21 protein-coding genes and 2 tRNA genes are annotated in these 24,167 nt (G+C 36.2%); 7 read left to right on the top strand and 16 right to left on the bottom strand.

Annotation, left to right across the window (positions count from 1 at the left end):
* Window positions 1–57 precede the first annotated feature (57 nt).
* Window positions 58–864, top strand: coding sequence for an NAD(+) synthase (gene nadE, locus NHF50_RS09460; RefSeq protein ID WP_109569445.1), 807 nt, complete (start codon window positions 58–60; stop codon window positions 862–864).
* Window positions 865–943: 79 nt separating this feature from the next.
* Window positions 944–1,573: a response regulator transcription factor gene (locus tag NHF50_RS09455; RefSeq protein WP_109569444.1), complete on the top strand. Its 630-nt coding sequence runs from the start codon at window positions 944–946 to the stop codon at window positions 1,571–1,573.
* A 3-nt stretch (window positions 1,574–1,576) separates the two neighbouring features.
* Here the strand turns inward: NHF50_RS09455 and dnaG are convergent, their stop codons facing one another.
* From dnaG to NHF50_RS09420, 7 genes are all read right to left on the bottom strand, one after another.
* Window positions 1,577–3,559, bottom strand: coding sequence for a DNA primase (gene dnaG, locus NHF50_RS09450; RefSeq protein WP_252777327.1), 1,983 nt, complete (start codon window positions 3,557–3,559; stop codon window positions 1,577–1,579).
* Window positions 3,560–3,658: 99 nt separating this feature from the next.
* Window positions 3,659–4,759, bottom strand: coding sequence for a hypothetical protein (locus tag NHF50_RS09445; protein WP_252776034.1), 1,101 nt, complete (start codon window positions 4,757–4,759; stop codon window positions 3,659–3,661).
* Window positions 4,760–4,800: 41 nt separating this feature from the next.
* Complete coding sequence (locus NHF50_RS09440) at window positions 4,801–5,493, bottom strand: hypothetical protein (protein ID WP_252776032.1); 693 nt, start codon at window positions 5,491–5,493, stop codon at window positions 4,801–4,803.
* On the bottom strand, window positions 5,480–6,046 hold the full coding sequence (locus NHF50_RS09435; protein ID WP_252776031.1) for an RNA polymerase sigma factor: 567 nt from the start codon (window positions 6,044–6,046) through the stop codon (window positions 5,480–5,482). The genes NHF50_RS09440 and NHF50_RS09435 overlap by 14 nt, the downstream gene beginning before the upstream one ends.
* Before the next feature lie 188 nt (window positions 6,047–6,234).
* Window positions 6,235–7,215, bottom strand: coding sequence for a polyprenyl synthetase family protein (locus NHF50_RS09430; RefSeq protein ID WP_252776028.1), 981 nt, complete (start codon window positions 7,213–7,215; stop codon window positions 6,235–6,237).
* A gap of 53 nt (window positions 7,216–7,268) precedes the next feature.
* On the bottom strand, window positions 7,269–8,309 hold the full coding sequence (rlmN, locus tag NHF50_RS09425; protein ID WP_252776026.1) for a 23S rRNA (adenine(2503)-C(2))-methyltransferase RlmN: 1,041 nt from the start codon (window positions 8,307–8,309) through the stop codon (window positions 7,269–7,271).
* 33 nt (window positions 8,310–8,342) lie between these two features.
* The gene (locus NHF50_RS09420) at window positions 8,343–9,926 is read right to left on the bottom strand and encodes an FMN-binding glutamate synthase family protein (RefSeq protein ID WP_252776024.1); all 1,584 of its coding nucleotides are present in this window, start codon (window positions 9,924–9,926) and stop codon (window positions 8,343–8,345) included.
* 93 nt (window positions 9,927–10,019) lie between these two features.
* Between NHF50_RS09420 and NHF50_RS09415 the strand changes: the two genes are divergently transcribed.
* Window positions 10,020–10,661 (top strand): O-methyltransferase, encoded by a 642-nt coding sequence (locus tag NHF50_RS09415; RefSeq protein WP_109569438.1) that lies wholly within the window; start codon window positions 10,020–10,022, stop codon window positions 10,659–10,661.
* On the opposite strand, the gene NHF50_RS09410 is transcribed toward NHF50_RS09415, so the two are convergent.
* The 6 genes from NHF50_RS09410 to NHF50_RS09385 all read right to left on the bottom strand — a co-directional run bounded on the left by NHF50_RS09410 (window position 10,645) and on the right by NHF50_RS09385 (window position 16,057).
* Window positions 10,645–11,220 carry a phosphatase PAP2 family protein gene (locus tag NHF50_RS09410; RefSeq protein WP_252776023.1) on the bottom strand — a complete coding sequence of 192 codons (576 nt, stop codon included), beginning with the start codon at window positions 11,218–11,220 and terminating at the stop codon, window positions 10,645–10,647. The two genes, NHF50_RS09415 and NHF50_RS09410, sit on opposite strands and share 17 nt — an antisense overlap.
* Complete coding sequence (locus NHF50_RS09405) at window positions 11,221–11,568, bottom strand: twin-arginine translocase TatA/TatE family subunit (RefSeq protein ID WP_109569436.1); 348 nt, start codon at window positions 11,566–11,568, stop codon at window positions 11,221–11,223.
* Between the two features lie 132 nt (window positions 11,569–11,700).
* On the bottom strand, window positions 11,701–13,968 hold the full coding sequence (locus tag NHF50_RS09400) for a M1 family metallopeptidase (protein ID WP_252776020.1): 2,268 nt from the start codon (window positions 13,966–13,968) through the stop codon (window positions 11,701–11,703).
* 10 nt (window positions 13,969–13,978) lie between these two features.
* Complete coding sequence (locus NHF50_RS09395) at window positions 13,979–14,485, bottom strand: DUF6702 family protein (RefSeq protein WP_146193425.1); 507 nt, start codon at window positions 14,483–14,485, stop codon at window positions 13,979–13,981.
* Window positions 14,472–15,320, bottom strand: a complete 849-nt coding sequence (locus NHF50_RS09390) for a carboxypeptidase-like regulatory domain-containing protein (RefSeq protein WP_252776017.1) — start codon at window positions 15,318–15,320, stop codon at window positions 14,472–14,474. Before NHF50_RS09390 ends, NHF50_RS09395 begins: the two co-directional genes overlap by 14 nt.
* Window positions 15,317–16,057, bottom strand: a complete 741-nt coding sequence (locus tag NHF50_RS09385) for a hypothetical protein (RefSeq protein ID WP_109569432.1) — start codon at window positions 16,055–16,057, stop codon at window positions 15,317–15,319. The genes NHF50_RS09390 and NHF50_RS09385 overlap by 4 nt, the downstream gene beginning before the upstream one ends.
* 107 nt (window positions 16,058–16,164) lie before the next feature.
* On the opposite strand from NHF50_RS09385, the gene pepE reads away from it, so the two are divergent.
* Window positions 16,165–16,875, top strand: coding sequence for a dipeptidase PepE (pepE, locus tag NHF50_RS09380; RefSeq protein WP_252776016.1), 711 nt, complete (start codon window positions 16,165–16,167; stop codon window positions 16,873–16,875).
* Window positions 16,876–16,906: 31 nt separating this feature from the next.
* Here pepE and NHF50_RS09375 read toward each other — a convergent pair.
* Window positions 16,907–16,979: transfer RNA gene (locus tag NHF50_RS09375), tRNA-Gly, on the bottom strand.
* A 29-nt stretch (window positions 16,980–17,008) separates the two neighbouring features.
* Window positions 17,009–17,081, bottom strand: a tRNA-Gly gene (locus NHF50_RS09370).
* Window positions 17,082–17,587: 506 nt separating this feature from the next.
* On the opposite strand from NHF50_RS09370, the gene NHF50_RS09365 reads away from it, so the two are divergent.
* The gene (locus NHF50_RS09365) at window positions 17,588–19,180 is read left to right on the top strand and encodes a murein L,D-transpeptidase (protein ID WP_252776014.1); all 1,593 of its coding nucleotides are present in this window, start codon (window positions 17,588–17,590) and stop codon (window positions 19,178–19,180) included.
* Here NHF50_RS09365 and NHF50_RS09360 read toward each other — a convergent pair.
* Window positions 19,169–19,924 carry a murein L,D-transpeptidase catalytic domain family protein gene (locus NHF50_RS09360; protein WP_109569428.1) on the bottom strand — a complete coding sequence of 252 codons (756 nt, stop codon included), beginning with the start codon at window positions 19,922–19,924 and terminating at the stop codon, window positions 19,169–19,171. The two genes, NHF50_RS09365 and NHF50_RS09360, sit on opposite strands and share 12 nt — an antisense overlap.
* Window positions 19,925–20,111: 187 nt before the next feature.
* Between NHF50_RS09360 and NHF50_RS09355 the strand changes: the two genes are divergently transcribed.
* Together NHF50_RS09355 and gpmI are read left to right on the top strand one after the other, a co-directional pair.
* Window positions 20,112–22,538, top strand: a complete 2,427-nt coding sequence (locus tag NHF50_RS09355) for a DUF5916 domain-containing protein (RefSeq protein WP_252776013.1) — start codon at window positions 20,112–20,114, stop codon at window positions 22,536–22,538.
* Between the two features lie 86 nt (window positions 22,539–22,624).
* Window positions 22,625–24,148: a 2,3-bisphosphoglycerate-independent phosphoglycerate mutase gene (gpmI, locus tag NHF50_RS09350; RefSeq protein WP_252776012.1), complete on the top strand. Its 1,524-nt coding sequence runs from the start codon at window positions 22,625–22,627 to the stop codon at window positions 24,146–24,148.
* The last annotated feature ends 19 nt before the right edge of the window (window positions 24,149–24,167 follow it).

Here is a 24,167-nt window from a genome sequence, read left to right as displayed (position 1 = left end):
TTTACTTTGTAAAAAGTAACGGCAAATATACAGTTATAGTACAAAAAAATATAAAAAATGAGTGTATCAGCAACTTTTAACCCCGAAAAAATTAACGAACATATTGTAAAATGGCTTTACGACTACGCAACTAATGCTAATGTGAAAGGCTTTGTTGTAGGTATATCAGGCGGAGTCGACAGTGCTCTGACATCGACTCTCTGCGCACAAACCGGTTTACCAACTTTATGTGTAGAAATGCCCATTCATCAACACAAGAGCCATGTGGACAGAGCCAACGAGCACATTACACAATTGCGTGAACGTTTTCCAAATGTAAGCAAAGCCTACACTGATCTGACACCTGTTTTTGACACTTTCCTGAGTCAGGTTGAAAAAGACGAAAACAACAAATCCTACGACATCACGCTTGCCAATACAAGAGCCCGATTGCGAATGACCACTCTTTATTATTTTGCCGGGTTAAACGGATTTTTAGTCGCCGGAACAGGAAATAAAGTAGAAGATTTCGGTGTTGGGTTTTACACAAAATATGGCGACGGAGGCGTAGATCTAAGTCCCATTGCTGATTTAGTTAAGAGCGAAGTACGGGCTTTAGCTGAGTTTTTAAATGTTCCCAACAGTATTTTAACGGCGAAACCTTCGGATGGTTTATATGAAAATGATTTATCGGATGAAGATCAGATCGGAGCAAGTTATGACGAACTGGAATGGGCAATGGAACAAAACGAGTCCGGTAAGTCCGCAAACGATTTCAATGGGCGTCAAGCCGAAGTTTTCACCATTTTCAAACGACTAAACACTATCAATCAGCATAAGATGATTCCTATCCCAATTTGCATAATTCCGAAAAATTTTAAATAATAATTACGTAATTAACAGGAATTTACATTTTTATCACTATATTTGTACCCCTACTATTATTAACCAAATTATTAAAAAAATGATTAGAGTTTGTACCGCCGACAATCAACCCATTGTTCGTTATGGACTAAAAACGTATTTTAAAGAAAATGCGGACATCGAGGTTGTAGCTCAAGCATCGGATCTAGATGAACTAGTGAACATTTTAGAAGACAAAAAGATCGATGTAATTTTATTAGACATCGAGCTTAGTGGTATTTCAAGCATTCGCGACATTAAAGAATTATTAAAAGAATTCCCGGGTTCAAGAATTGTTCTTTATACCACTGTTTCTGAAAAAATGTATGCACCAACAGCTGTTAAAGCAGGAGTCTCTGCTTATGTTTCTAAAAATGCTTCTTTAAAAGAACTTGAAAACATTATTTACAAAGTTAAAAAAGGAGAAGTTGTTGTTAGTGAAGATGTGAAAAAGAAAATTGAAGTTTTAAGCAAAGGTAAAAAAGCAGATCGTTTGTTTAAAAAACTTTCAGCCAGAGAAGTTGAAGTTTTGCGTTATTTGAATGACGGAAAGAAAAACAAAGAAATTGCCGAGATCTTAAAACTAGATGAAAAAACCATCAGTACGTATAAATTACGTTTATTAGCTAAATTAAATGTTACCAACTTAGTTGATCTTTTAAACAAAGCTAAAACTTTAGATGTAATTTAACTTTTAACTGTAACGACTCATTACTCTGCCGAGCTTTTTAGCAAAAACGTTAGTGAGTCCTAAATAATCTATTACCAAAGACAATGTTTCCGCATTGTCTTTGTCTTTTTCATGCCCTATCGATTGTTTTAATTCTTCTACAATACTATTTACCCAATACCATCTTAACGACAGGATTGTTTCGGTCACATACTGAGCAATGGTTTGCTCTTTCTGTTTTACAAAGATCTGTTTAACTTCCCAATTGTGTAAGGTCTCTTTTTCCTCATTCATCAGAATAGACGTTACCTCGCCTGCTATTTCAGGTTGTAACTGCATTAAATATTGTTCCATATGGAACTCATCCGTCTGATTGTAATAGTTGATCAGATCGGTATAAATAGCTTTAAAAACCGGATTAGCTAATTCTATCTCGTCTTCCTGCAAACTCATATAAATCCGCTGAAAAACTTTATACTTGTGATATTCTTTTACCTCTGTTAATTCTCCTTCTTCATCTGCCTTTAGAAAAACATCCTCAAACTCTTCTTCTGTATTTCCATACAATAACAGAATTTCAATTATTTTTTGCTCCAGTTCGAATTGAATATTTACTTTCGTTTGTTGTTGAAAATTTTCATTCTTAACAACATCAAAGGCCTTTTCTTTCTGTTCTGCTTTAAACTTTTTATTGGCATCGGCAATTTCCTTTTTATCGATCTGTGCTAAAGTATTGAACAATACATCTTCCGATATATCCATAATTCTGGAACATTCCTGTATATAAACTTCTCTTTTGATCCTATCGGATATCTTAGAGATACTAACTACCATATCCCGAATCAGATCCGCTTTCTTAATAGGATCGTTATTCGCTTCTTTCATTAAAAGTGAAGCTTTGAACTGGATAAAATCTTTAGCATTTTCCTCCAAATAACGAACTAACTCTTCAAGAGGTGTTTTTTTAGCAAAACTATCCGGATCTTCTCCGTCCGGAAATGCACACACTCGAACGTTCATTCCGGCTTCCAAGATCAGGTCGATCCCTCGTATAGATGCTCGCAAACCTGCTGCATCGCCATCAAAAAGAACCGTCATGTTTTTAGTCAACCGTTTTACCAGATTGATCTGATCAGGTGTTAAAGCGGTTCCTGAAGATGCTACTACATTTTCAATTCCTGCCTGATTGAACTGAATTACATCAGTATACCCTTCAACGAGATAACAATTGTCCTGCTTAGCAATAGCTTGTTTAGCGTGATAAATTCCATATAGTACTTTACTCTTATGATAGATTTCACTCTCAGGCGAATTAAGATACTTTGCGGCTTTTTTATCATTGGTCAGGATCCGACCACCGAAACCTAACACCCGCCCGCTCATACTTTGTATCGGGAACATCACCCGACCTTTAAAACGATCGAACTGTTTGTCTTCTTTTACTATGGTCAGTCCGGTTTTTTCTAAAAATTCCAGTTGATAGCCCTTATCTATAGCTTCTTTGGTAAAAGCATCCCAAACATTGGGAGAATACCCTAAACCAAATTTTTCAATAGTATCCTGAGAAAAACCTCTTTCTTTAAAATAAGTTAGCCCGATTGCTTTTCCTTCTTCCGAATTTTGTAAAATATCATGGAAATATTTTCCGGCAAACTCTGAAACCAGATACATGCTTTCTTTTTCATTTGCAACGGCTACTTCTTCAGAAGATTGCTCGGTTTCTTCGATCTCAATATTATACTTTTTCGCTAAATACCGAATAGCTTCCGGATAACTGAAATGTTCGTGTTCCATTAAAAAAGTTACGGCATTGCCCCCTTTTCCGGAACTAAAATCTTTCCATATCTGTTTTACCGGAGACACCATAAAAGAGGGCGTTTTTTCGTCAACAAACGGACTAAGTCCTTTTAAATTACTACCGGCGCGTTTTAATTGCACGAAATCTCCGATCACCTCCTCTACACGGGCGGTTTCAAAAACAGTGTCTATAGTACTTTGTGAAATCAAACTGAATAATTCTTTGCAAGATTCAAAGATACGAAGTTCCATAAAAAAATCTGCAAGGTTTTCTTCCTTACAGGCTTTTTTAAACTAAACCCAAATTTTTTAATTAATATCGAACCGTACTCCAAAGGAGATATTGTTTTGATCTACCGCATTGTCTTTAAATAATGGATTAATATCATATTTAGCATAGAAGCTTATTTCTCCGTAACCGATATAGGCGCTTAAGCCGTAATTAAAATCAGAAACGTTGAAGTCGCCTTTTTGCTTCGTTTTAATTCTTTGATCGTCTTCCTTATATTTCAGGATCTGTTTTGATTTTACCCGAACTCCGGCATACCCTCCGATTCCAACACGGAATGACTCATGCGTTCTGAAATAGCTTTCTCCGTCCTTATCTACTTTTTTTGGTGTAAAATCGAATTCTAAATGAAGTGGCACTGTTAAATACACATTTCTTAATCGCGATTCATCAAAATCAACTGTTCCTGTTTGTAATTCCGTTACATCTCCGTTTTTTACAAAGTACTGATTATCTGTCGGACGTAAATTATTGTACATAAGCGACAAACCGTATTTGGCGTGTAACAGATTGTGATCTTTAAGAATCCGAGAATTTAAGGTTAAACCCCATTCGTAAAAATGTGATCCCCAAACTCTAAAATCCGATTTGTTAAAACTCTCTCCGTTTGTCACCACATTATTTAAACCTGCTGCAAATACAAACTGAGTCGTTGTTCGTCTTTCTGATCTTGGTTTATATTCTTTTCTTGATTTTCCTCTGGAAGGTTCAAAGCTAATTATAAGCCGGCCTTTTCTTAATTGTATTGTATCGATATCTTGCTCTGTTTCTCTTAATCTTCCATCCACTTTATCCTGAACCAATTGAGACAATCTGGCTTCTTCAGCGGCTACTTTTGTCTCAATATTCTGAGCTCTTTCTTTGGCAATTCCCAATTTCAGTTCGTCTCCTTTTTCTTTGGTGATCTTACCTTCTTCAATTTGCTTGTCAATAGCTGCCACTTCTTCTTTCAATGCTTTTTTCTCTTCCGTTGTAATAATTTGAATATTGTTAGCTATTTCTTTGGCTTGCAATTCAAAGCTTTTAGTTACCTTCACCTCCAGCGAATCTTTTTCCTGAGCGCTTATTTTACTGATAACGGTTAACAAGACTACAACCGTGTATAGAATAATTTTTTGCATAACTGTTCGTTTTTTAATTAATGATTATGATGATTGACTATTTATTCCTGATAATTCCTGCTAGCTAATGCCGATCTTACTTTATTGTAGTTTTTACTGATCTTATTCAAAGTACTTTCTCTATATTCTGTTTTAATTTCGCCCTCAACAGACGATAAAAGCTCTTCAGCATTGACATTTAGTTTGCTTTTTTCATTGTTAGTTTTCTCCGAAATAACTTTTTTAGTGTCGCCTCCTTCAACAGCTGCTAATAATTCTTCCGGAGTAACATAATGATATGCTACTTCTTCTCTTTCTGCTTGTATTCCTGAAGCAGAAGGAATAACTACCGTTTCAACATTTTCCGCAACAGCTGTTTCCTGAATATTCTCTAAAGGAACGACAACCTTATCTTCTTTTTGGGCAATACTTTGTTGTCTTTGTAATACTATTTCGGGGGCAACAACTTCTTTTTCAGGATTCTCTTTAATTTCTTTCGCTTGTACCTCCGGTGCTGTAACTATATTATGTTCCGGAATTATCATTTCGTTATTATCCGACTTCGTGAACCAATAAGAAACTCCGAGAACCACAAATAACGATGCCGCTATATAAAACCAGAAATTACGTTTCTTTTTAGGTTGTTCCTGAGTCGCCAACATTGCGTCCAATCTGTCCCAGGCAACATCAGAAGGTTTCATCTCTCTTTTCGCCAACTTTTCTTTAGCTATTCTTTCAAATTTATTCCGTTCCATTTTCATTAGCTTTTAACAGGTTAATTTTATTTTGCAGTAATTTACGCGCATGTGCCAGTTGTGATTTTGACGTCCCTTCGTTAATATTCAACATCTTGGCTATTTCCTGATGTTTGTATCCTTCTACTGCATAAAGATTAAAAACGGTTCGACACCCGTCCGGTAAATTATCAATCAGATACTGAATATCGTCAACTGAGAAATCTGTTGTTTCTAAAGAGATCTCTTGCCCGTCAGATAATACGTCAATAGCATCATGTGAGATAAAATTTTTCTTTACTCTGAGAAAATCAATACATTCATGAATCATGATTCTTCGTATCCAACCTTCAAAACTTCCTTTATTCTCATATCGACCCAGGTTGGTAAAAACTTTCATAAATGCTGTGATCATTACATCTTCTGCATGCTGTACATCTTTTACATACTGACGACAAACGCTCAACATTTTAGGTGAATATTTTTCATACAATATCCTTTGCGCCTGCCTGTTATGGGCTATAGCCTGCTGAATGGTCTTATTTTCGTCTCTATGTAAATTGATTACTTTCACTTACAAATTCAATATTCATCTTCAAGTTTTAAATCAAATTTTTAAAAATTCTCTTTTGATTACCTGACAAATTCGTTTCTATTAGTATAGACGAGATGGGGTTTAAAATAGTTGTATGATGTATGAAAAAAATATATCTTTCAATAAAAACAATTCACAAAACACTAAATTACAGTATTTTAATGAAATTATTTTTTACGTTCAATAACGTAATTCACCATTAAGGTCAGTGAATTTTTATAAGGAGAAGGAGGGAAATCCTGAATTAATGCTAAAGCTTCTTGTTGAAAAGTTATCATTTTTTCTTCAGCATACGTAAGTCCACCTTGTTTTTTAACAAACTCAATAACTTCTTTTACTCTTTTTTTATCCTTATTGTGGTTTTTTACTGAGTTGATCAGCCATTTCTTCTCTTGTTCAGAAGAATTGTTTAATGCGTAAATCAAAGGCAAAGTCATTTTTTGCTCTTTAATATCGATCCCTGTTGGTTTTCCGATAGCATCATCAGTATAATCAAATAAATCATCTTTGATCTGAAAAGCCATTCCGATCAATTCTCCGAATTTACGCATTTTCTCGATCAATTCTGTGTGTTCCGGTTCAACGGAACAAGCTCCTAAAGCACAACATGCCGCTATAAGTGTTGCTGTTTTTTGGCGAATGATCTCGTAATATACTTCTTCGGTAATATCTAAACGCCGGGCTTTTTCTATTTGCAACAACTCGCCCTCACTCATTTCACGAACGGCAACAGAAATAATTCGCAACAAATCAAAATCACCATTATCAATAGAAAGCAAAAGACCTTTAGACAACAAATAATCGCCGACTAAAACCGCAATTTTATTTTTCCAAAGAGCATTGATGGAGAAAAAACCTCTGCGTTTGTTACTGTCATCCACTACATCGTCATGCACCAATGTAGCCGTATGGATCAACTCAATTACCGAAGCCCCGCGATATGTTCTGTCGTTAATAGTTCCTCCGGAAATCATTTTAGCTGTTAAGAAAACAAACATCGGACGCATTTGTTTTCCTTTTCGGTTTACGATATAATAGGTGATCCTATTGAGCAGTGCCACTTTTGAAGACATCGATTCAAGGAACTTTTTTTCAAAAAGCTCCATCTCGGTGGCAATAGGTTGTTTTATCTGCTCTACTATTTTCATTTAGAAGCCAAATGTAGCTAAATCTTGCGATATTACAAATATGAGAATCATAATTATGATTTATTAGCTAACTGTCCGCAAGCCGCATCAATATCCTTTCCGCGACTTCTTCTTACTTTTACTATAATGTTGTGATGTTCTAATGCCGTAATATAGTTTTGAACGGCCTGTTCTGATGCTTGCTGGAACATTCCGTCATCTATCGGGTTGTATTCGATCAGATTTACTTTACACGGAACATATTTACAAAACTTTACCAAGGCATCTATCGACCTTTTATCATCGTTTATTCCTCTCCAGACTACATATTCGTAGGTTACTTTACTCTTGGTCTTTTTATACCAATATTCCAAAGCTTCCCTCAAGTCAGTCAACGGGAAATTTTTAGTAAACGGCATGATCTCATTTCTGATTTCCTCTACCGCTGAATGCAATGATACTGCCAACTTGAATTTAACTTCGTCATCAGCCATCTTTTTGATCATCTTAGAAATTCCTGAAGTAGATACGGTAATCCGTTTCGGGGACATTCCCAAACCTTCCGGAGAAGTGATCTTTTCAATTGCTTTCATTACATTAGGATAGTTCATCAACGGCTCTCCCATTCCCATAAAAACAATATTTGATAAAGGGTGCCCGTGGTACAAACGACTTTCATTATCAATAGCCGCTACCTGATCGTAGATCTCATCAGGATTAAGGTTTCGCATTCTTTTTAATGTAGCCGTAGCACAGAAATTACAATCTAAACTACACCCTACCTGACTAGAAACACAAGCTGTAGTTCGCGTTTCAGTCGGAATCAAAACCGATTCCACAATCAAATCATCGTGTAGCCTTACCGCATTCTTAACCGTTCCGTCTGAACTGCGTTGCATAGTATCTACTTTTATATGATTGATTACAAAATTAGCTTCAAGCATAGCTCTGGTTTCTTTTGAGACATTGGTCATATCTTCAAAAGAGTGCGCTCTTTTTTGCCACAGCCATTCATATACCTGATTGCCCCGAAAAGCTTTATCTCCGTTAGCTGTAAAAAAATCGCGCAATTGCTCTTTGGTCAAAGCACGTATGTCTTTTTTCTCCGTTTGCATGATGCAAAGGTAATAAAGTCGGCTCAGTTTTCACTAAAATCTTTCTACGCTAGCTTTTTTCCAAAAGTAATACAACCTATTCGGTACAGATTCCGGATTTAATAAACATCCCTCTTTAACTTCCGGAAACGTTTCTGCAAAAGTTTCTACCTTGTTGTGCTCTACCCTTGTACTTACCACATCTCTTGTTACTTCATCGGGATGGTGTAAGCCTGCGGAAGCCATTAATTCCAAAGCACTATGAACCGTTTCTTTCTGATATTGAGCTACCCGAACGCTCTTCTCCTGAGGAACCAGACCTTTTACCAGATCCGGATCTTGTGTCGCAACGCCAGTAGGACACGTATTTGCATGGCATTCTAAGGCTTGGATACATCCTAAAGCCATCATCATTCCTCGTGCTGAATTGCATAAATCGGCACCAAGAGACAACGCTCTGATAATATCGAAACCGGAAACTACTTTTCCGCTGGCTATAATTTTGATCTCATTCTTCAATCCGAATCCTTTTAAACAGTCATATACAAAAGCAATAGCATCCCGAAGCGGCATCCCTACATGATCAGAATATTCAGGCGGTGCTGCACCTGTTCCACCTTCTCCGCCATCGACCGTAATGAAATCAAAATAGGTTTTAGTAGCGACCATTGCTTTACAAATTGCGATAAACTCGGATTTATTCCCCACACACAACTTCATTCCAATGGGTTTTCCTCCCGATTTTTCACGTAATAATTTTACAAATTCCATTAATTCCAAAGGTGTACTGAATGCCGAATGTTTAGGTGGTGACACTACATCATGACCTTTCGTCACCAAGCGAATGTGTGCTATCTCATCTGTTACTTTTGCTTTGGGCAAAATACCCCCGTGCCCCGGCTTAGCTCCCTGAGAGAACTTGATCTCAATCATCTTAACATTATCCAGTATTGCCCTTTTTTCAAACTCCTCAACTGAAAACTTCCCATCTGACGTACGGGTACTGAAATATCCGGTTCCAATGTTCCAAACCACATCTCCGCCACTCTCTAAATGATACGGAGACAAGCCTCCTTCTCCTGTATTATGGTAAAAATCTCCCGCTTTTGCCCCTGCATTTAAAGCCTCAACTGCATTCTTACTCAACGAACCATAGCTCATAGCACTAATATTGAACATGCTGGCGAAATAAGGTTGGCTACATTGAGAAGAGCCGATCTTTACTCTGGGGTTCTCAGCCAATTTATTAAACGGAAGTGCGTTCATACTATGGTTGATCCATTCGTAACCGACATTATAAACATCTAGTTGCGTTCCGAAAGGTTTGTTAGCCGAAACGCTTTTACTTCTCTGGTAGATCATCCCTCTTTCCAAGCGGTTAAAAGGTTTTCCCGCAGTATCCGTTTCTATAAAATATTGTCGCATTTCAGGACCGATCTCTTCCAACAAATAGCGTACGCGTCCTAAAAGCGGAAAATTATTCCGGATAGTATGTTTAGACTGGTACATATCATATAACCCCATTAAGATCAGAGGTACAAAAATGAGCAATAACAACAGGAATTTCAGGTTAACATAGCCTAAAATTGCAATAATCGATAAGGATGTGATTGAAAAAACAAGAAAAGCTTTTCGCATTTTATTGGATTTGAATTGAATTTGAGTAAAATTATTAAATCTAAATGATGTAATGAAGGGGAATTTGTAATTTTGCCTAAAAATCATCGGAACATGCACTTTATTTCGGAAGAATTAGAACATTACGTAGCAAAGCATTCAGAAAATGAACCGGAGTTATTAGCAAAGCTCAATAAAGAAACACATCAGAAGATCTTGCAACCGCGAATGATCAGCGGGCATTTTCAGGGTAGAGTATTGAGCATGCTTTCTAAGATCATTCAACCTGAACACATTTTAGAAATAGGAACTTATACCGGTTATGCTACGCTTTGTCTCGCCGAAGGGTTGGCTAAGAACGGAACGTTGGATACTATTGATAACAATGAAGAATTGTATGATTTTCAAAAAAAATATTTTGATGCTTCGGAATACAAAGATCAAATCTTCCAACATTTAGGAAATGCACTGGATATCATTCCTTCGCTAAATAAAAAATTTGATCTGGTTTTCATTGATGCCGACAAGCAGAACTACATCAATTACTTCCATGCCATTGTACCTATGATGAACAAAGGCGGTATTATTCTCAGCGACAATGTTTTGTGGAGCGGTAAAATTCTTGACGAAATAAAGTCTAATGACAAATCTACTCTTATTCTTTTAGAATACAACAAACTACTGAAAGAAGACCCTCGGGTAGAAACAGTTTTACTTCCTATTCGTGACGGCTTAACTGTTAGTCGGGTAGTTTAAAACGATCACCTGTTCGTTTTTGAAACAATTGGTGCAACTTAAAAAATACTGCACCAGAAAGACCTCCGAAAACATATCCTGTCAGGATATCTCCCGGAAAATGCAATCCTAAATAGATGCGACTGTAGGCAAATATTAACGGAAATAAGAATAATAAAAAGGCGTATTTATAATATTTTCTAAGAATAAGAACAATGAACATGGTACTCGACATTGAACTTGCTGCATGTCCTGAAAAGAAACTATAAGAACTCCTATGGACTACGATTCGGATAAAATCTTTTATTTCGGGATCGTTGCAGGGACGTAAGCGTTGAAAATGATTCTTGAACAAATTGGTGGTTTGGTCAGTAAAAGTAATCAGTACTGCCAGAAACAAAACAATAATCCCCAGATTTTTCCAACCTACTTTTCTTTGCATCGCATAAAAAATCAACAAGAAAACGGGTGCCCAGTAAAATTGTTTGGTTATGATCTTCCAGAAAGGATCAAATGCTTCTGAACCTAATCCATTTAGGTAAACGAATAATTCTTTGTCAAGAGAAAGGATATGTTCCAATTAGAGTTGTCTTTTTATCGGCCCGGTCATATTCTCAATATCTTCTTTTGCCTGCTGAATAGGTTTTTCAATATCTGAAGTAATATTGCTTAACGGGTTAACGGATTTATTAATTTCTTCTTTTGCTTTTTTTATTTCATCTGTAATACCTCCTGTCAGCGAATTCATATCTAAACCGGTATCTTTGGTTCCTTTCTGAATTTCGCTTTTGATCTCATTGGTTGCATTTTTAATTTGCGCCATTCCCTTACCTAAGGAACGGGCAAATTCTGGGATCTTATCTGATCCGAAAAGCATTAATACCACAAATATGATAAAAATAAGCTCGCTTCCACCAATTCCAAACATTTTCTTTTCTTTTTAATAGAACAAATGTACAAAGAATAAATAACAATTTTGTGTTAAAAAAAAGTCATCCTAAAGGATTTACAAAACGTAAAAAGACTTTAGGATGACTTTTATATTTTTAAAAACAAAAGATTATTTTTTATCTAATTCATCAAATTTAGACGGCAACTCTTCTTTTGGCCACATGTTGTTTGAAACATCTATATCTGCAGTTTCTAAATTCGGGTCTAATTGGATTTTTACAATTTTTTTATCTGTTGCAAAAACTCTTTTTGCCGTTTCATTGTTTCTTCTCCAAATCTGTGCCGGAAAGGTATGCAACTCCGTTGATCCGTCTTCAAAATGCAATTCTGCGATAATCGGCATGATCATTCCTCCCGGTTTTTCAAATTCGACTTCATAAAAATATTTCGGTGCTTTGTTCAAAGCTGCTTTCTCCTCAGTTGTAAGGTTCTTATCTAAATAATCCTCTAACATCTGAACATCTTTAACCTCAAACGGTTTTTTTGTTGCCGGATTAAATTCTTTATTCGTTTCGTCTACCAAATAAATAAAAGGCCCCATATCACGTAAAAATCTTCCTCTACGTGCCGCAAAGTTTTTCATCTCCTCTGTAGGCTCTAATGAAACATAATATTGTTTTACATCCTTAACTCCTAAATCTACATAATCTGTAGAATAGAACCATCCTCTCCAGAACCAATCCAAATCAACTGCTGATGCGTCTTCCATTGTTCTGAAGAAATCTTCCGGTGTCGGGTGTTTGAACTTCCAACGGTTTGCATAGGTTTTAAAAGCATAGTCAAACAACTCGTGTCCCATGATTGTTTCTCTCAAGATGTTTAAACCTGTTGCCGGTTTACCGTAAGCATTATTCCCGAATTGAAAAATGTTTTCAGAGTTTGACATGATCGGAGAAATAAAATCCTGATTTCCTCTCATATAAGGTACAATTTTATCAGCCGGTCCTCTGTCTAAAGGAAAATTAGGGTCGAACGATTTCTCGGTTAAATACTCCACAAAGGTATTCAATCCTTCGTCCATCCATGTCCATTGTCTCTCATCCGAATTAACGATCATCGGAAAGAAATTGTGTCCTACTTCATGGATAATTACTCCTAACATTCCGTATTTTACTCTATCAGTATAGTTTCCGTCTTTATCAGGACGTCCGAAATTCCAACAGATCATCGGATATTCCATTCCCTGATCCTGAGCAGATACGGATACGGCTTTCGGATACGGAAAATCAAATGTAAAATGAGAATATGTTTTTAAGGTATGTGCCACAGCTCTTGTCGAATATTCTCCCCAAAGCGGATTCGCTTCTTTAGGATATAGCGAAATTGCCATAGGGGTTGTTGTTTCCAACTTTACTGCCATTGCATCTAAAATAAATTTTCTGGATGTTGAGAACCCGAAATCACGAACGCTTTTAGCTTTAAATTTCCACGTTTTCTTTTTATCGGAAAAACCTTTTTCCGTTTGTTCTGCTTCTGCTTGTGTTACAATCACTACAGGCTTATCGTATGTCTTTTGCGCTAACTCCCAACGATTTTGTTGTTCCTTAGTGAATACATCTTTGCGGTTTTGTAACTCTCCAGTTGCTTCCATGATATGATCTGCCGGAACGGTGATATTTACTTCAAAATCTCCGAATGGTAACGCAAATTCTCCTCTTCCCCAAAACTGCATATTTTGCCAACCTTCCACATCATTATAGACAGCCATTCTCGGGTAGAATTGTGCAATTACATACAAGCGGTTACCGTCCTCAAACTGCTCATAACCTGAACGCCCTCCGTCAACCTGATAATTGTTAATATTATACCACCATTTGATAGCAAATGAAATTTTATCTCCTGATTTTAAAGGCTGAGCCAGATTAATACGCATCATCGTTTGATTGATGGTATAACTCATTGCATTTCCTTTAGCATCTTTTACATAATCGATATGAAAACCTCCCTGAAAAGGCTCTTCCATAAATTGCTTTGCAAATCGGTCAGGAGTTAATGCCGGACTCATTCTTTGGCTTTCCACCAATGGTGTTTTTGATTCCGGAGCACGCATATTCTGATCTAACTGCACCCATAAATATTCTAAATTTTCAGGCGAATTATTATGATACGTAATTGTTTCTGTACCGAAAAGCTTCGTGTTCTTATCATCTAATTCCACATTTATTTTGTAATCAGCCTTTTGCTGATAATAAGCTGGCCCCGGAGCTCCTGATGCTGTTCTGAACATATTAGGGGTAGCCATCTCTTCGTACATTTGACGAAACTTGTTTTCGTTGTAATGTCCGGGTTTTCTGTTTTCCTCTGTTTTAGTTTCCTGTGCTATAGCAATCGAGGCCATAAAAACTAAAGCAGCTGAAAATAAAAAATTCTTTTTCATCTTTTAAAAATTAATATTCTATATGGGCTGTTTTATCGCTTAATGTTAACAAAAAGCTTTTTTTCACTTTATTAATATTGGTATGTACAATATTTTGCTGTTCTGAAAAGAACTCTGTCAACAAACTGTTATAAAGGTCGAAAGTAGTTATTTTTTCAGAATAATCCACTTTAAGATAGCAAATTAACACATCATCTTCATATTCGGAACCTAAAAAAATGAGTTTCTTTTCTTTGTGATTCACTAAAACCGACATCTTTTCAGTTACGTATTGTGCTATTAATTCTTTTGCTTTAGACGACTCTTGTCGGGTCGCCAAATTTAACTTTTGATTGTACTTTTTATCCAATACTTTTTCCAGATCATCAATAAAGATCCGGGACGATATTTCGATTCTTCCTTTCGTTTGGTTATAATCAACTTGCGTTACTGACACATAAAATTTGTGCAAACCTCTAAATGACAACAATGCCAGAACTGCACAAAAAAAAGTGAGTGCTATTCTATTTTTTTTCATATTCTGTATTAGTAGCTTTTTCTTCCGTTTTGTTACGTTTGTATTCTTCTGATTTTTTGATCAGATACTCTATCAATTGTATTTCGTTCTCAGGCTTCATCAAATGAAACATTTTCTCATTATCCGGTTGGGCAAAAGCAACGAACAAGTTAATTTCATTTTGTGGTATTTTAAAATTCTGAACTATAAAATTTTGCGAATACCTACTCAGCAACAAGTCGTAAAAAGAATGAGACAACAACTCTCTCCTTCGGCCTCTCTCCATCCTCTCAGCTCTGGTATCTTTTTTCTTAGCGTTCGGAAGTAACATATTGAAAAGAGCCAAAAAATTAACACCACTCAACGGGCTGAATGTAGAAGGCAATGCCTCATTTTTCACAGGACTATATTTATCATCTGAAAAAACAAGTGTAGCATAATCGATCCCGCTTAAATCCGGTGCATAAACTTTGATCCGCTTTGTATCTTCCTTCAGATCACCTGTTAAACTATAAGGCGTTACTACAACTTCATTTAATTCATTAATTTTATAATGCAATCGAATTTCAAATTCTTCTACCCAAAAATCACTTTCTGTAACAATGTAAACTTTAGACACAAAACTAACCGCTTTGAACAAAAGCGTATCTTTTTCTCTTGCTCTAATCGAAAACTTCCCATCAAAATCGGTCATAACGGCTAAGCCTGTTGTCTTATTCATAACCGTAACATTTTCAACATCTGTTGAATCAGAAACAATTCTGCCTTTCAAGACTTTTCGCTCTTTTTCCTGAGCTTGTAAACTAAAAACAGATGTAAAAATTAGTAATGTTAATTTGAGTAGTAGTTTTATCATTTTTTTATTTTTTGAAGTTCCAAAAATCGAGATGCTACTTTGTTAAGAACAAACTCACACATAGTCTTATTATCTGAACGATAAGCAGCTACAAATTCCCTATCTTCTATCAGATAATACAAGAACCCCTCTACCAGTTCTCCCGGAATATTCAGGTTTTTAGTCAAATATTCTTCTGAGTAATCCAACTTTACATTTTCCAGCAGCATTTCTCTTTTCTCAACCTCTAACTCCTTCTTCAGCATCCTCGTTCGCCCTGATATTCCGTTTAAAATCGCATCAAATGAAACACTGGAATTAAGCCCGTACTGATTATCTCCCCCTGTTGCCTGTTTCAATTTTCGTTCAGCAGGTGTATACGACCTCATTCCTTTCGGAATTATCCCTAAAGATTCTGTGGTAATACTCTTATATTCCGTCAACACCACTTCGTTCAATTGATTAACCAGCGCTTCCATCGGAACAAACAGCAACTCTTTCGTTTGATCTTCCTCTGTTACGACGTGCATCGTTCCTCTCAAATTAATTGCACTGAAAATAATGGTATCATTCACTTTTGCTTCTATTGTAAAATATCCGCCACGTTGGGTAGCCACACCAATATCCTGAGTCTGATTTACAACATTAATGCCTTCCAATTGATAGGACTGTGACACTATTTTTCCCTTCAGAATAAAATTGTGTTGCGCAAAAGAAAATTGGACTAAAAAAAGAAGTAAAAGTATTTTTTGTCTCATTTATTTGTTTTTCAAGGGTAAAGATACCAAGCCCCCCTGCCAATTAATTCCTAAGAACTTGATAAACTTATGTTAAACAAAATCGTAATTTTGAAAAAAATTAAAAAATGAGGAATCTAATCATAGCAAGTACCTCCACTTTACATCAAGGAGATTATTTAGACTATTTATTGCCTGAACTCAAAAATCATTTTGCCTCGACAGAAACCATCGTTTTTATTCCTTACGCCCGCCCGGGAGGTATTTCACACGATGCCTATACGGAAAAAGCAAGACAAGCTTTTAACACAATAGGCAAGAAAATAATAGGACTACACGAGTTTACCAACCCGATTGAAGGCATTCAAAAAGCTGAAGGGATTTTTACCGGTGGCGGCAATACTTTTTTATTAGTAAGTGAACTGTATCGTACTAAAGTCATTGATACATTAGAAGAAAAACTAAAAACCGGAACGCCCTATTTAGGTACTAGTGCAGGCAGTAACATTTGTGGCTTAACGATGGGAACCACTAACGACATGCCCATTGTATACCCTCCAAGCTTCAGAACATTAGGCATGGTTCCTTTTAATATCAATCCACATTATCTGGATCCGGACACAAATTCTACCCACATGGGCGAAACCCGGGAAACTCGCATCAATGAGTTTCATCAGTTTAATCCCCAACCTGTAATCGGTCTACGGGAAGGGAGCTGGCTAAACGTTAAAGGAGACAAAATTATTTTAAAAGGAAATTTAAAAGCCCGTTGGTTTACAACCAATCGTCCGGCAATTGAAGTAGATCCTGAAACTGAAATCAATACTTTATTGACATAAAAAAAGCCCTTGTAAAAAAGGGCTTTCTTTGAGCGGGAGACGAGGTTCGAACTCGCGACATTCAGCTTGGAAGGCTGACGCTCTACCAACTGAGCTACTCCCGCAAAAAATTATTAATTCAGTAAAACTTAAGAGCGGGAGACGAGGTTCGAACTCGCGACATTCAGCTTGGAAGGCTGACGCTCTACCAACTGAGCTACTCCCGCATTTGTGGCTGCAAATATACTTCAAAAGATAATTGATTTGCAAATTTTTTTTTGAAAAAATTTACATTACCTTTAAAAAGCCTTTCCGAATTTACCCCTTCCAAAACCCAATATTTTAATTTTTAACACCTTAGATCATGATTGTAGTAAACGTTTTTTCTACAAAAGAGATATCCTCTATTCGCCACGAAGTTCTTATTAAAGGAAAAACTTTCAGTATTTGTCATTTTTTAAACGGTAACAAGCCTACTACTATTCGACTAGAGCGCTTTACAAATAAAGTGCTAAATAGAATTTCATCACGCAACCAAAAACAAGGTTTAGAATCTTTAGTAATAGAAGGAGGGGTAAAAAATCGACTGAGTTTAATATTGCCTCATTTCATCCAGTACAAAAAAACGCAGTAGATTTTTACAAAAAATTAAATTGTGTAATTTTGGGCACGTGTTTTGAGATTAAGAATTATAGGTGCTCTCTGCGCAATGTTTAAAAAACTAAAATAGTATATGCCGCTAAAAAATTACTTTTTATACGTTTCTGTATTTATAGTCCTGAGTTGTAACAAGAATAACACTTTAGCAACTTCAGAAGATGATGCTTTACTGAAAGATCAAGAAACGGAAGAGATTGCAAGACCGATTCCTGAAACACTTTTAGAACACAAAAGTGACTCTATTCGATTGTATTATCATTTATTCCGAAACAAAGAGATCTGGTATAACAGCATTAACAGAAAAGCATTGCTGTCCGAAATTGAGAATTGTGGCAAGGATGGTTTGTTTTCTAAGGATTATGAATTCGCAAAACTTTCTGAATTAGAAAAAAAACATTCTGAACTGAATGATGACGAGAGTATCGCATACGATTTTCTACTCACAGAAATGTTTGAAAAATTAGCGCATCATTTACATGGCGGTAAATTAAATCCGAAAAAAATATATGATGACTGGGATCTGAACCCGAAAAAAATTGCATTATCTAAAAGATTAGAGAAAGCTATTATGGAAAAACAAGTCTCTCAACTTTTCGATTCTCTGAAACCGCAACATTACGTTTACAGTACTATTAAAAAAAGCTTAGTCCTTTTAAATGCTTTTCCTGACACTGACTTTAAAAAGATTCAATTGGCTAAAAAAATTGAATTAAACGATACTATTGACGTTATGATCAACATCAAAAAAAGATTGGCGTATTGGAATGACTACAAACCCAAAGACAGCATCATCACTGCGGTCTATGATTCAATTACTTATTTAGCCGTAAAAAAATTTCAAAACCGTCACGGACTAATTCCAGACGGAGTAATAGGCAACGGCACTATTAAGGCTCTTAACTATTCTAAGAACGAACGAAGAGAACAGATTTTTGCTAATTTAGAACGCTGGAAATGGTTTCCTGATGATTTTGGCAGTGATTATCTAATCGCTAATTTACCGGAATATAAGATCTACTATATCGTAAACAAAGATACAATCTCAGTACACAATATTGTAGTCGGAAAACCATCACGTAAAACTCCGGTCTTAACCTCTAAACTTTCAAACTTTGTATTTAACCCTACTTGGACGGTTCCTCCGACTATTATAAAAGAAGATCTGACGCCTTCAGCCTCAAAAAATAGAGAATATTTTGAACGAAACAGGATTACTATCTTTAATAAAAGCGGAGAAGTTATAGCGCCTTCTGACTGGAATCCTGAAAAAGCCAAAACCTTTAGATATGTACAAACATCCGGTTACAACAATTCTTTAGGATTAGTGAAATTTAATTTCCCCAACCGCCATCTGGTATATCTACATGATACCAATCACAGGGATTATTTCTCAAGAGAGACCAGAGCCTTGAGTTCGGGGTGTGTACGAATTGAAAAGCCTTTGGATCTTGCTGAAATGATTTTAAAGAAAGAAGATGCTAAGAAATGGAACAGGACTGAGATCGACTCTATTTTAAGCAAAAAAAACAGTAGAATTGTCAACTTAAATTCTACTGTTAATGTGTTTTTCCTGTACTGGACAAATTGGTCAAAAAGCAATCAACTTTATTTCTGTAATGATATGTACGATTACGACAAAAAATTATTTGAACTATTACGAAACTAATTTTGATTTTACTACATAATTTCTGGAAGGATGGTAGATGAACAAACACGATTTATCCTTGATCAATTCAATCAATTTATCGTGCACCTCATAAGAAACCGCCGGACAACCTTGGCTTCTTCCTAACCTTCCATAAGACTTCACAAAAGACTCTGAAACATAATCTGCTCCGTGAATTACTACTGCTCTGTCGCGGGCATTGTCATTTATTCCGTATTCTACTCCGTCCAAACGCAATGACAAACCGTGTTTTCCCTGATAAGTTTCCCCTGTAATATAAAAACCTAAACTGCTTTGATAAGATTCTGATTGATTTGAAAACTTAGTTGCCATATCTTCTCCTGAATTTCTACCATGTGCCACTAACGTTTGTAAAACCACTTTTTTGTTTACCATATCAATAACCCACATTCTATCTTCTTTTGACGACAGGCTAAAATCGACGATAGTCAAATATTCATTTTTTATTTTTCCTTGATTTTTCAATTGCTCATAACCTTCAAAAGCTTTTGTAAAGCTTTCGTATTGCGGCAACTCATAAGAAGTACTATCAATCGAAGTGTAAAAAGATTTACATTTAGCCTCAAAAGAAGCTTTTTTATTTTCCGCTACTAATTTGGGATCAGTACCATTATCAGAAGCGTCAACAATTGTAACTCTATTCTCTAAAACTCCTTTTTCTCTGAAAACGGGAGCAAACGACATTAAGCTTAAAACTAGTAGGGGCAAAAATTTATAAGTCATTGTATTCGTAGCAGTTATTTTCGATTAATATGTTTCCAAATCTATTTATTTATTTTCTCTCTTGCAACTTTTTTTTGTTATTCATCGAAAAAAATTGCTTTTTATCGATATTTACTACAAAAGTTAAAGAATTAATAATTTTTTCAACTTATTTTTTCATTATCGTATTTTTGAAAAAACAAACTTCATGCTTAATAACTTAAAATTCAACATATTATTATATTTTCTATGTTCTTTTTCTGCTCTTTCCCAAGATAATCCAGAAGAAATAAGAAAAAAAACGCTTCAAACCCGAAAGATCAGTTCTTCCATTTCTATCGATGGCCATTTAAACGAAAAAGAATGGGAAAATGCCGAAACCGCTACTAATTTTGTAATGTACTCTCCTGATAACGGAAAACCCATAGATCAAACTAAAAAAACGATCGTTAAGATCCTTTATGATAATAACGCCATATACATTGGTGCTGTTTTACACGATGACGAACCTGATAAAATTTTAAAAGAAATCACGGAACGGGATAATTTCGGAACTTCTGATTCCTTTGGCGTTTATATCAACGGATATAACGACGGACAGCAGGATTTTCGCTTTTTTGTTACCGCTGCCGGCGGACAGGCTGACTGTTTAGCTACAGAACAAAACGGAGAAGACTATTCCTGGAACGCAATCTGGGAAAGTGCTGCTAAAATAACCGATTCCGGATGGACAGTAGAGATGAAAATCCCGTATGCTGCCTTGCGATTTTCAGCTGAAGAAAAACAAACTTGGGGAATCAACTTTGTGAGGGAACTGAAACGTTACCGCCAGACCTACACTTGGAACTTCGTCAATTCGCAAATCGGAGCTGTCATACAACAAGCCGGACTACTCAAAGGCATTTCTAATATAAAAACACCTACCCGTTTGTTCTTTATCCCTTATACCTCAGGTTACTTGAGCACCAATAAAGAAAATACTGATTTTGAATTTAAAGGAGGCTTAGATATCAAATACGGAATCAATGATGCTTTCACGCTTGATGCTATTCTGATCCCGGATTTCGGACAAACCAAATATGATAATGTTGTCCTGAATCTAGGCCCGTTTGAACAGCAATTCAATGAAAATCGCCCTTTTTTCACAGAAGGTACTGATCTATTCAGTAAAGGTAATTTACTCTATAGCAGAAGAATCGGATCCGTTCCTAACCTTAGCATAACATTAGACGAAAACGAAACAATTGACCAATATCCGGCCTCAGTGAATTTATTAAATGCCGTTAAGATTTCCGGACGGGATAAAAATGGCCTGGGCATCGGGTTCCTGAATGCTGTTACCGAAAAAACTATGGCTACTGCTTATAACGAGACAACAGGTACCTCCCGAGAGGTTGAAATTGCCCCGTTAACCAATTATAATGTTACGGTTTTAGACCAACGCTTCAACAAAAATTCATCTGTTACCCTGATCAATACGAATGTTATGCGTAACGGTTCTTTCAGAGATGCTAATGTTCTGGGACTTTTATTTGACTTGAATACAAAAAAGAACACATTCAATCTTTCCGGAGATCTTAAAATGAGTAGTCTTTATGAGCTTGAAAACACAAACGGCTATAACACCTCATTATATTTAGGCGAAACAAGCGGAAAAGTACGCTTTTCATCCGGCATTAATTATGTTTCAAAAGATTTCGATAACAATGACCTAGGAATAAACTTCCAGACTAATTACACTTCCTGGTCCGGCAATGCTAATTACAGAATTTTAAACCCAAATAAAACATTTAACACTTTCCGGGTTGACCTCAACTCTTATATGCAGTACAATAACACGACGGGAAAGATCCAATCAAACAATTTTAATATCAATGTAAGTACAACAAACAAAAACAATCACTATTTTGGAGGAGGTCTCGACTACAATCCTTTTAAGAATTATGATTACTACGAACCGAGAACAGACGGTCGTTATTTAGTTTTGCCGGACAGTTATGGTGCATGGGTATATTTTTCTTCTAACTATAATTACAAATTTGCACTTGATATCAATCCTTATTTCACTAATACTTCTGAAAAAAACCGAAATGAATACGGCATAACCATCAGTCCGCGCTATCGTTTCAGTGATAAATTTTCATTCATCTATTCTTTTGATATCTACAAACAACAAAAAAATGTAGGTTATATAGATTCAGATGAAACTGCTATTTATTTAGCCAAAAGAGATCGGGACACCTATACCAATTCCATCACCAGTAAATATTCCATTAAACCTAATATGAATTTTGCACTTTCCGTAAGACATTATTGGTCCTATGCTGAAAACAAAAATATCTACAGCCTGAATGAAGACGGAACCCTAACAGAAAATAGTTCTTACACTGCAAATAAGAACTCTAATTTCAGCACATGGAATATGGATTTGTCGTATTCTTGGTGGTTTGCTCCCGGCAGTCAGCTTTCCATACTTTACCGAAATAATGCCAATGCTTTCAGCAGAGACATCGATAAAAATTTTGGCAACAATCTATCCGGAATCCTAAAAGATAATTTACAGCATATTTTTTCAATCAGCATTCGTTATTACATTGATTACAATCAGGCAAAAAACTGGTTCAGCAAAGCCTGAATCTCCTATAACGATTTCGCACTTTTTGGTACTAAAAATTAAGCAATCCTCAACATTTCGCTATCTTTGTATAAATTACCGAATCCATGAACAAAAAAGTTATTTTAATGATATTAGACGGTTGGGGAAAATCACCCGACCCGAAAGTTTCTGCTATTGACAACGCTGAAACCCCTTTTATTGACAGCCTTTACACACAATACCCGAATGCCCAATTGAGAACCGACGGATTAAATGTAGGATTACCGGAAGGACAGATGGGAAATTCTGAAGTGGGTCACATGAATTTAGGAGCCGGAAGGATCGTATATCAGGATTTAGCTAAGATCAATTTAGCCGTACAAAACCAAACTATGGCAAATGAAAAAGCATTAAACGATGCTATTGAATATGCTTTGACTCATGATAAACCAATTCATTTTTTAGGATTACTTTCGGACGGAGGTGTTCACTCACACACTTCACATTTGAGAGGCTTGATTGATGCCGCACAGGCAAAAGGTGTTAAAAAAATGTTTGTTCACGCTTTTACTGACGGTAGAGATGTTGACCCTAAGTCAGGAATCCAATATGTAGAAAGTTTTGAAAACTTCACACAACACAACAATGCAAAATTAGCTTCCGTCATCGGGCGTTACTATGCTATGGATCGTGACAAACGTTGGGAAAGAGTTAAATTAGCTTATGACCTGATTGTAAACGGTGAAGGCGAAAAATCAAGAAATGCCGTAGCAAGTATAGCAGAAAGCTACCTGAATAATGTAACCGACGAATTCATTAAGCCAATCGTCATGGTGGATAAAAATAACGAGCCTGTTGCTACCGTCAAAGAAGGGGATGTCGTTATCTTTTTTAACTTCAGAACCGACAGAGGTCGTGAATTAACCGAAGCTTTATCGCAAAAGGATTTCCATGAGCAAAACATGCACAAACTCAATTTGTACTATGTGACCATGACCAACTATGATGAAACTTTCGTTAATGTTCATGTTATTTACGACAAAGAAAATATTACAGAAACTTTAGGAGAAGTGGTTTCTAAAGCCGGTAAAAAACAGATCCGTATTGCAGAAACTGAAAAGTATCCGCATGTAACCTTTTTCTTTTCAGGAGGGCGAGAAGAACCTTTTGAAGGAGAAAGCCGTATTTTAAAAAACTCACCTAAAGTGGCTACTTATGATCTAAAACCGGAAATGAGTGCTTACGAACTGAAAGACGCTTTGGTTCCTGAATTACAAAAAGGAGAAGTTGATTTTGTCTGTTTAAATTTTGCCAATGGCGATATGGTAGGACACACCGGTGTAATGGAAGCCGCTATAAAAGCCTGCGAAGCTGTTGACCAATGTGTAAAAGAAGTTATCGAAGCTGCTTTAGCTAATGGCTACACAACTCTTTTAATCGCTGATCACGGAAATTGTGAAACCATGATCAATCCGGATGGTACACCTAATACGGCACACACAACGAATCCGGTTCCGTTAATTTTAATTGATCCGGAGTTACAAGAAATTCACAACGGAGTTCTGGGTGATATAGCACCTACAATTCTGGAGCTAATGGGCATTCCTAAGCCTGATGCCATGACACAACATTCATTATTACATTCATAATTTAAGCGCCTTAGGGCGC

It is taken from the genome of Flavobacterium sp. NRK F10, from assembly GCF_024054235.1.
Lineage (GTDB): Bacteria > Bacteroidota > Bacteroidia > Flavobacteriales > Flavobacteriaceae > Flavobacterium > Flavobacterium sediminis.
Note: the sequence above shows the minus strand (reverse complement) of the source record. Positions and strands in the feature narration are given on the sequence as shown.

Coding starts and splice junctions, on each gene's coding strand:
- nadE (WP_109569445.1), top strand. CDS start 58: ATGAGTGTATCAGCAACTTTTAACCCCGAAAAAATTAACGAACATATT.
- NHF50_RS09455 (WP_109569444.1), top strand. CDS start 944: ATGATTAGAGTTTGTACCGCCGACAATCAACCCATTGTTCGTTATGGA.
- NHF50_RS09445 (WP_252776034.1), bottom strand. CDS start 4,759: ATGCAAAAAATTATTCTATACACGGTTGTAGTCTTGTTAACCGTTATC.
- NHF50_RS09440 (WP_252776032.1), bottom strand. CDS start 5,493: ATGGAACGGAATAAATTTGAAAGAATAGCTAAAGAAAAGTTGGCGAAA.
- NHF50_RS09430 (WP_252776028.1), bottom strand. CDS start 7,215: ATGAAAATAGTAGAGCAGATAAAACAACCTATTGCCACCGAGATGGAG.
- rlmN (WP_252776026.1), bottom strand. CDS start 8,309: ATGCAAACGGAGAAAAAAGACATACGTGCTTTGACCAAAGAGCAATTG.
- NHF50_RS09420 (WP_252776024.1), bottom strand. CDS start 9,926: ATGCGAAAAGCTTTTCTTGTTTTTTCAATCACATCCTTATCGATTATT.
- NHF50_RS09415 (WP_109569438.1), top strand. CDS start 10,020: ATGCACTTTATTTCGGAAGAATTAGAACATTACGTAGCAAAGCATTCA.
- NHF50_RS09405 (WP_109569436.1), bottom strand. CDS start 11,568: ATGTTTGGAATTGGTGGAAGCGAGCTTATTTTTATCATATTTGTGGTA.
- NHF50_RS09400 (WP_252776020.1), bottom strand. CDS start 13,968: ATGAAAAAGAATTTTTTATTTTCAGCTGCTTTAGTTTTTATGGCCTCG.
- NHF50_RS09395 (WP_146193425.1), bottom strand. CDS start 14,485: ATGAAAAAAAATAGAATAGCACTCACTTTTTTTTGTGCAGTTCTGGCA.
- NHF50_RS09390 (WP_252776017.1), bottom strand. CDS start 15,320: ATGATAAAACTACTACTCAAATTAACATTACTAATTTTTACATCTGTT.
- NHF50_RS09385 (WP_109569432.1), bottom strand. CDS start 16,057: ATGAGACAAAAAATACTTTTACTTCTTTTTTTAGTCCAATTTTCTTTT.
- pepE (WP_252776016.1), top strand. CDS start 16,165: ATGAGGAATCTAATCATAGCAAGTACCTCCACTTTACATCAAGGAGAT.
- NHF50_RS09365 (WP_252776014.1), top strand. CDS start 17,588: ATGCCGCTAAAAAATTACTTTTTATACGTTTCTGTATTTATAGTCCTG.
- NHF50_RS09360 (WP_109569428.1), bottom strand. CDS start 19,924: ATGACTTATAAATTTTTGCCCCTACTAGTTTTAAGCTTAATGTCGTTT.
- NHF50_RS09355 (WP_252776013.1), top strand. CDS start 20,112: ATGCTTAATAACTTAAAATTCAACATATTATTATATTTTCTATGTTCT.
- gpmI (WP_252776012.1), top strand. CDS start 22,625: ATGAACAAAAAAGTTATTTTAATGATATTAGACGGTTGGGGAAAATCA.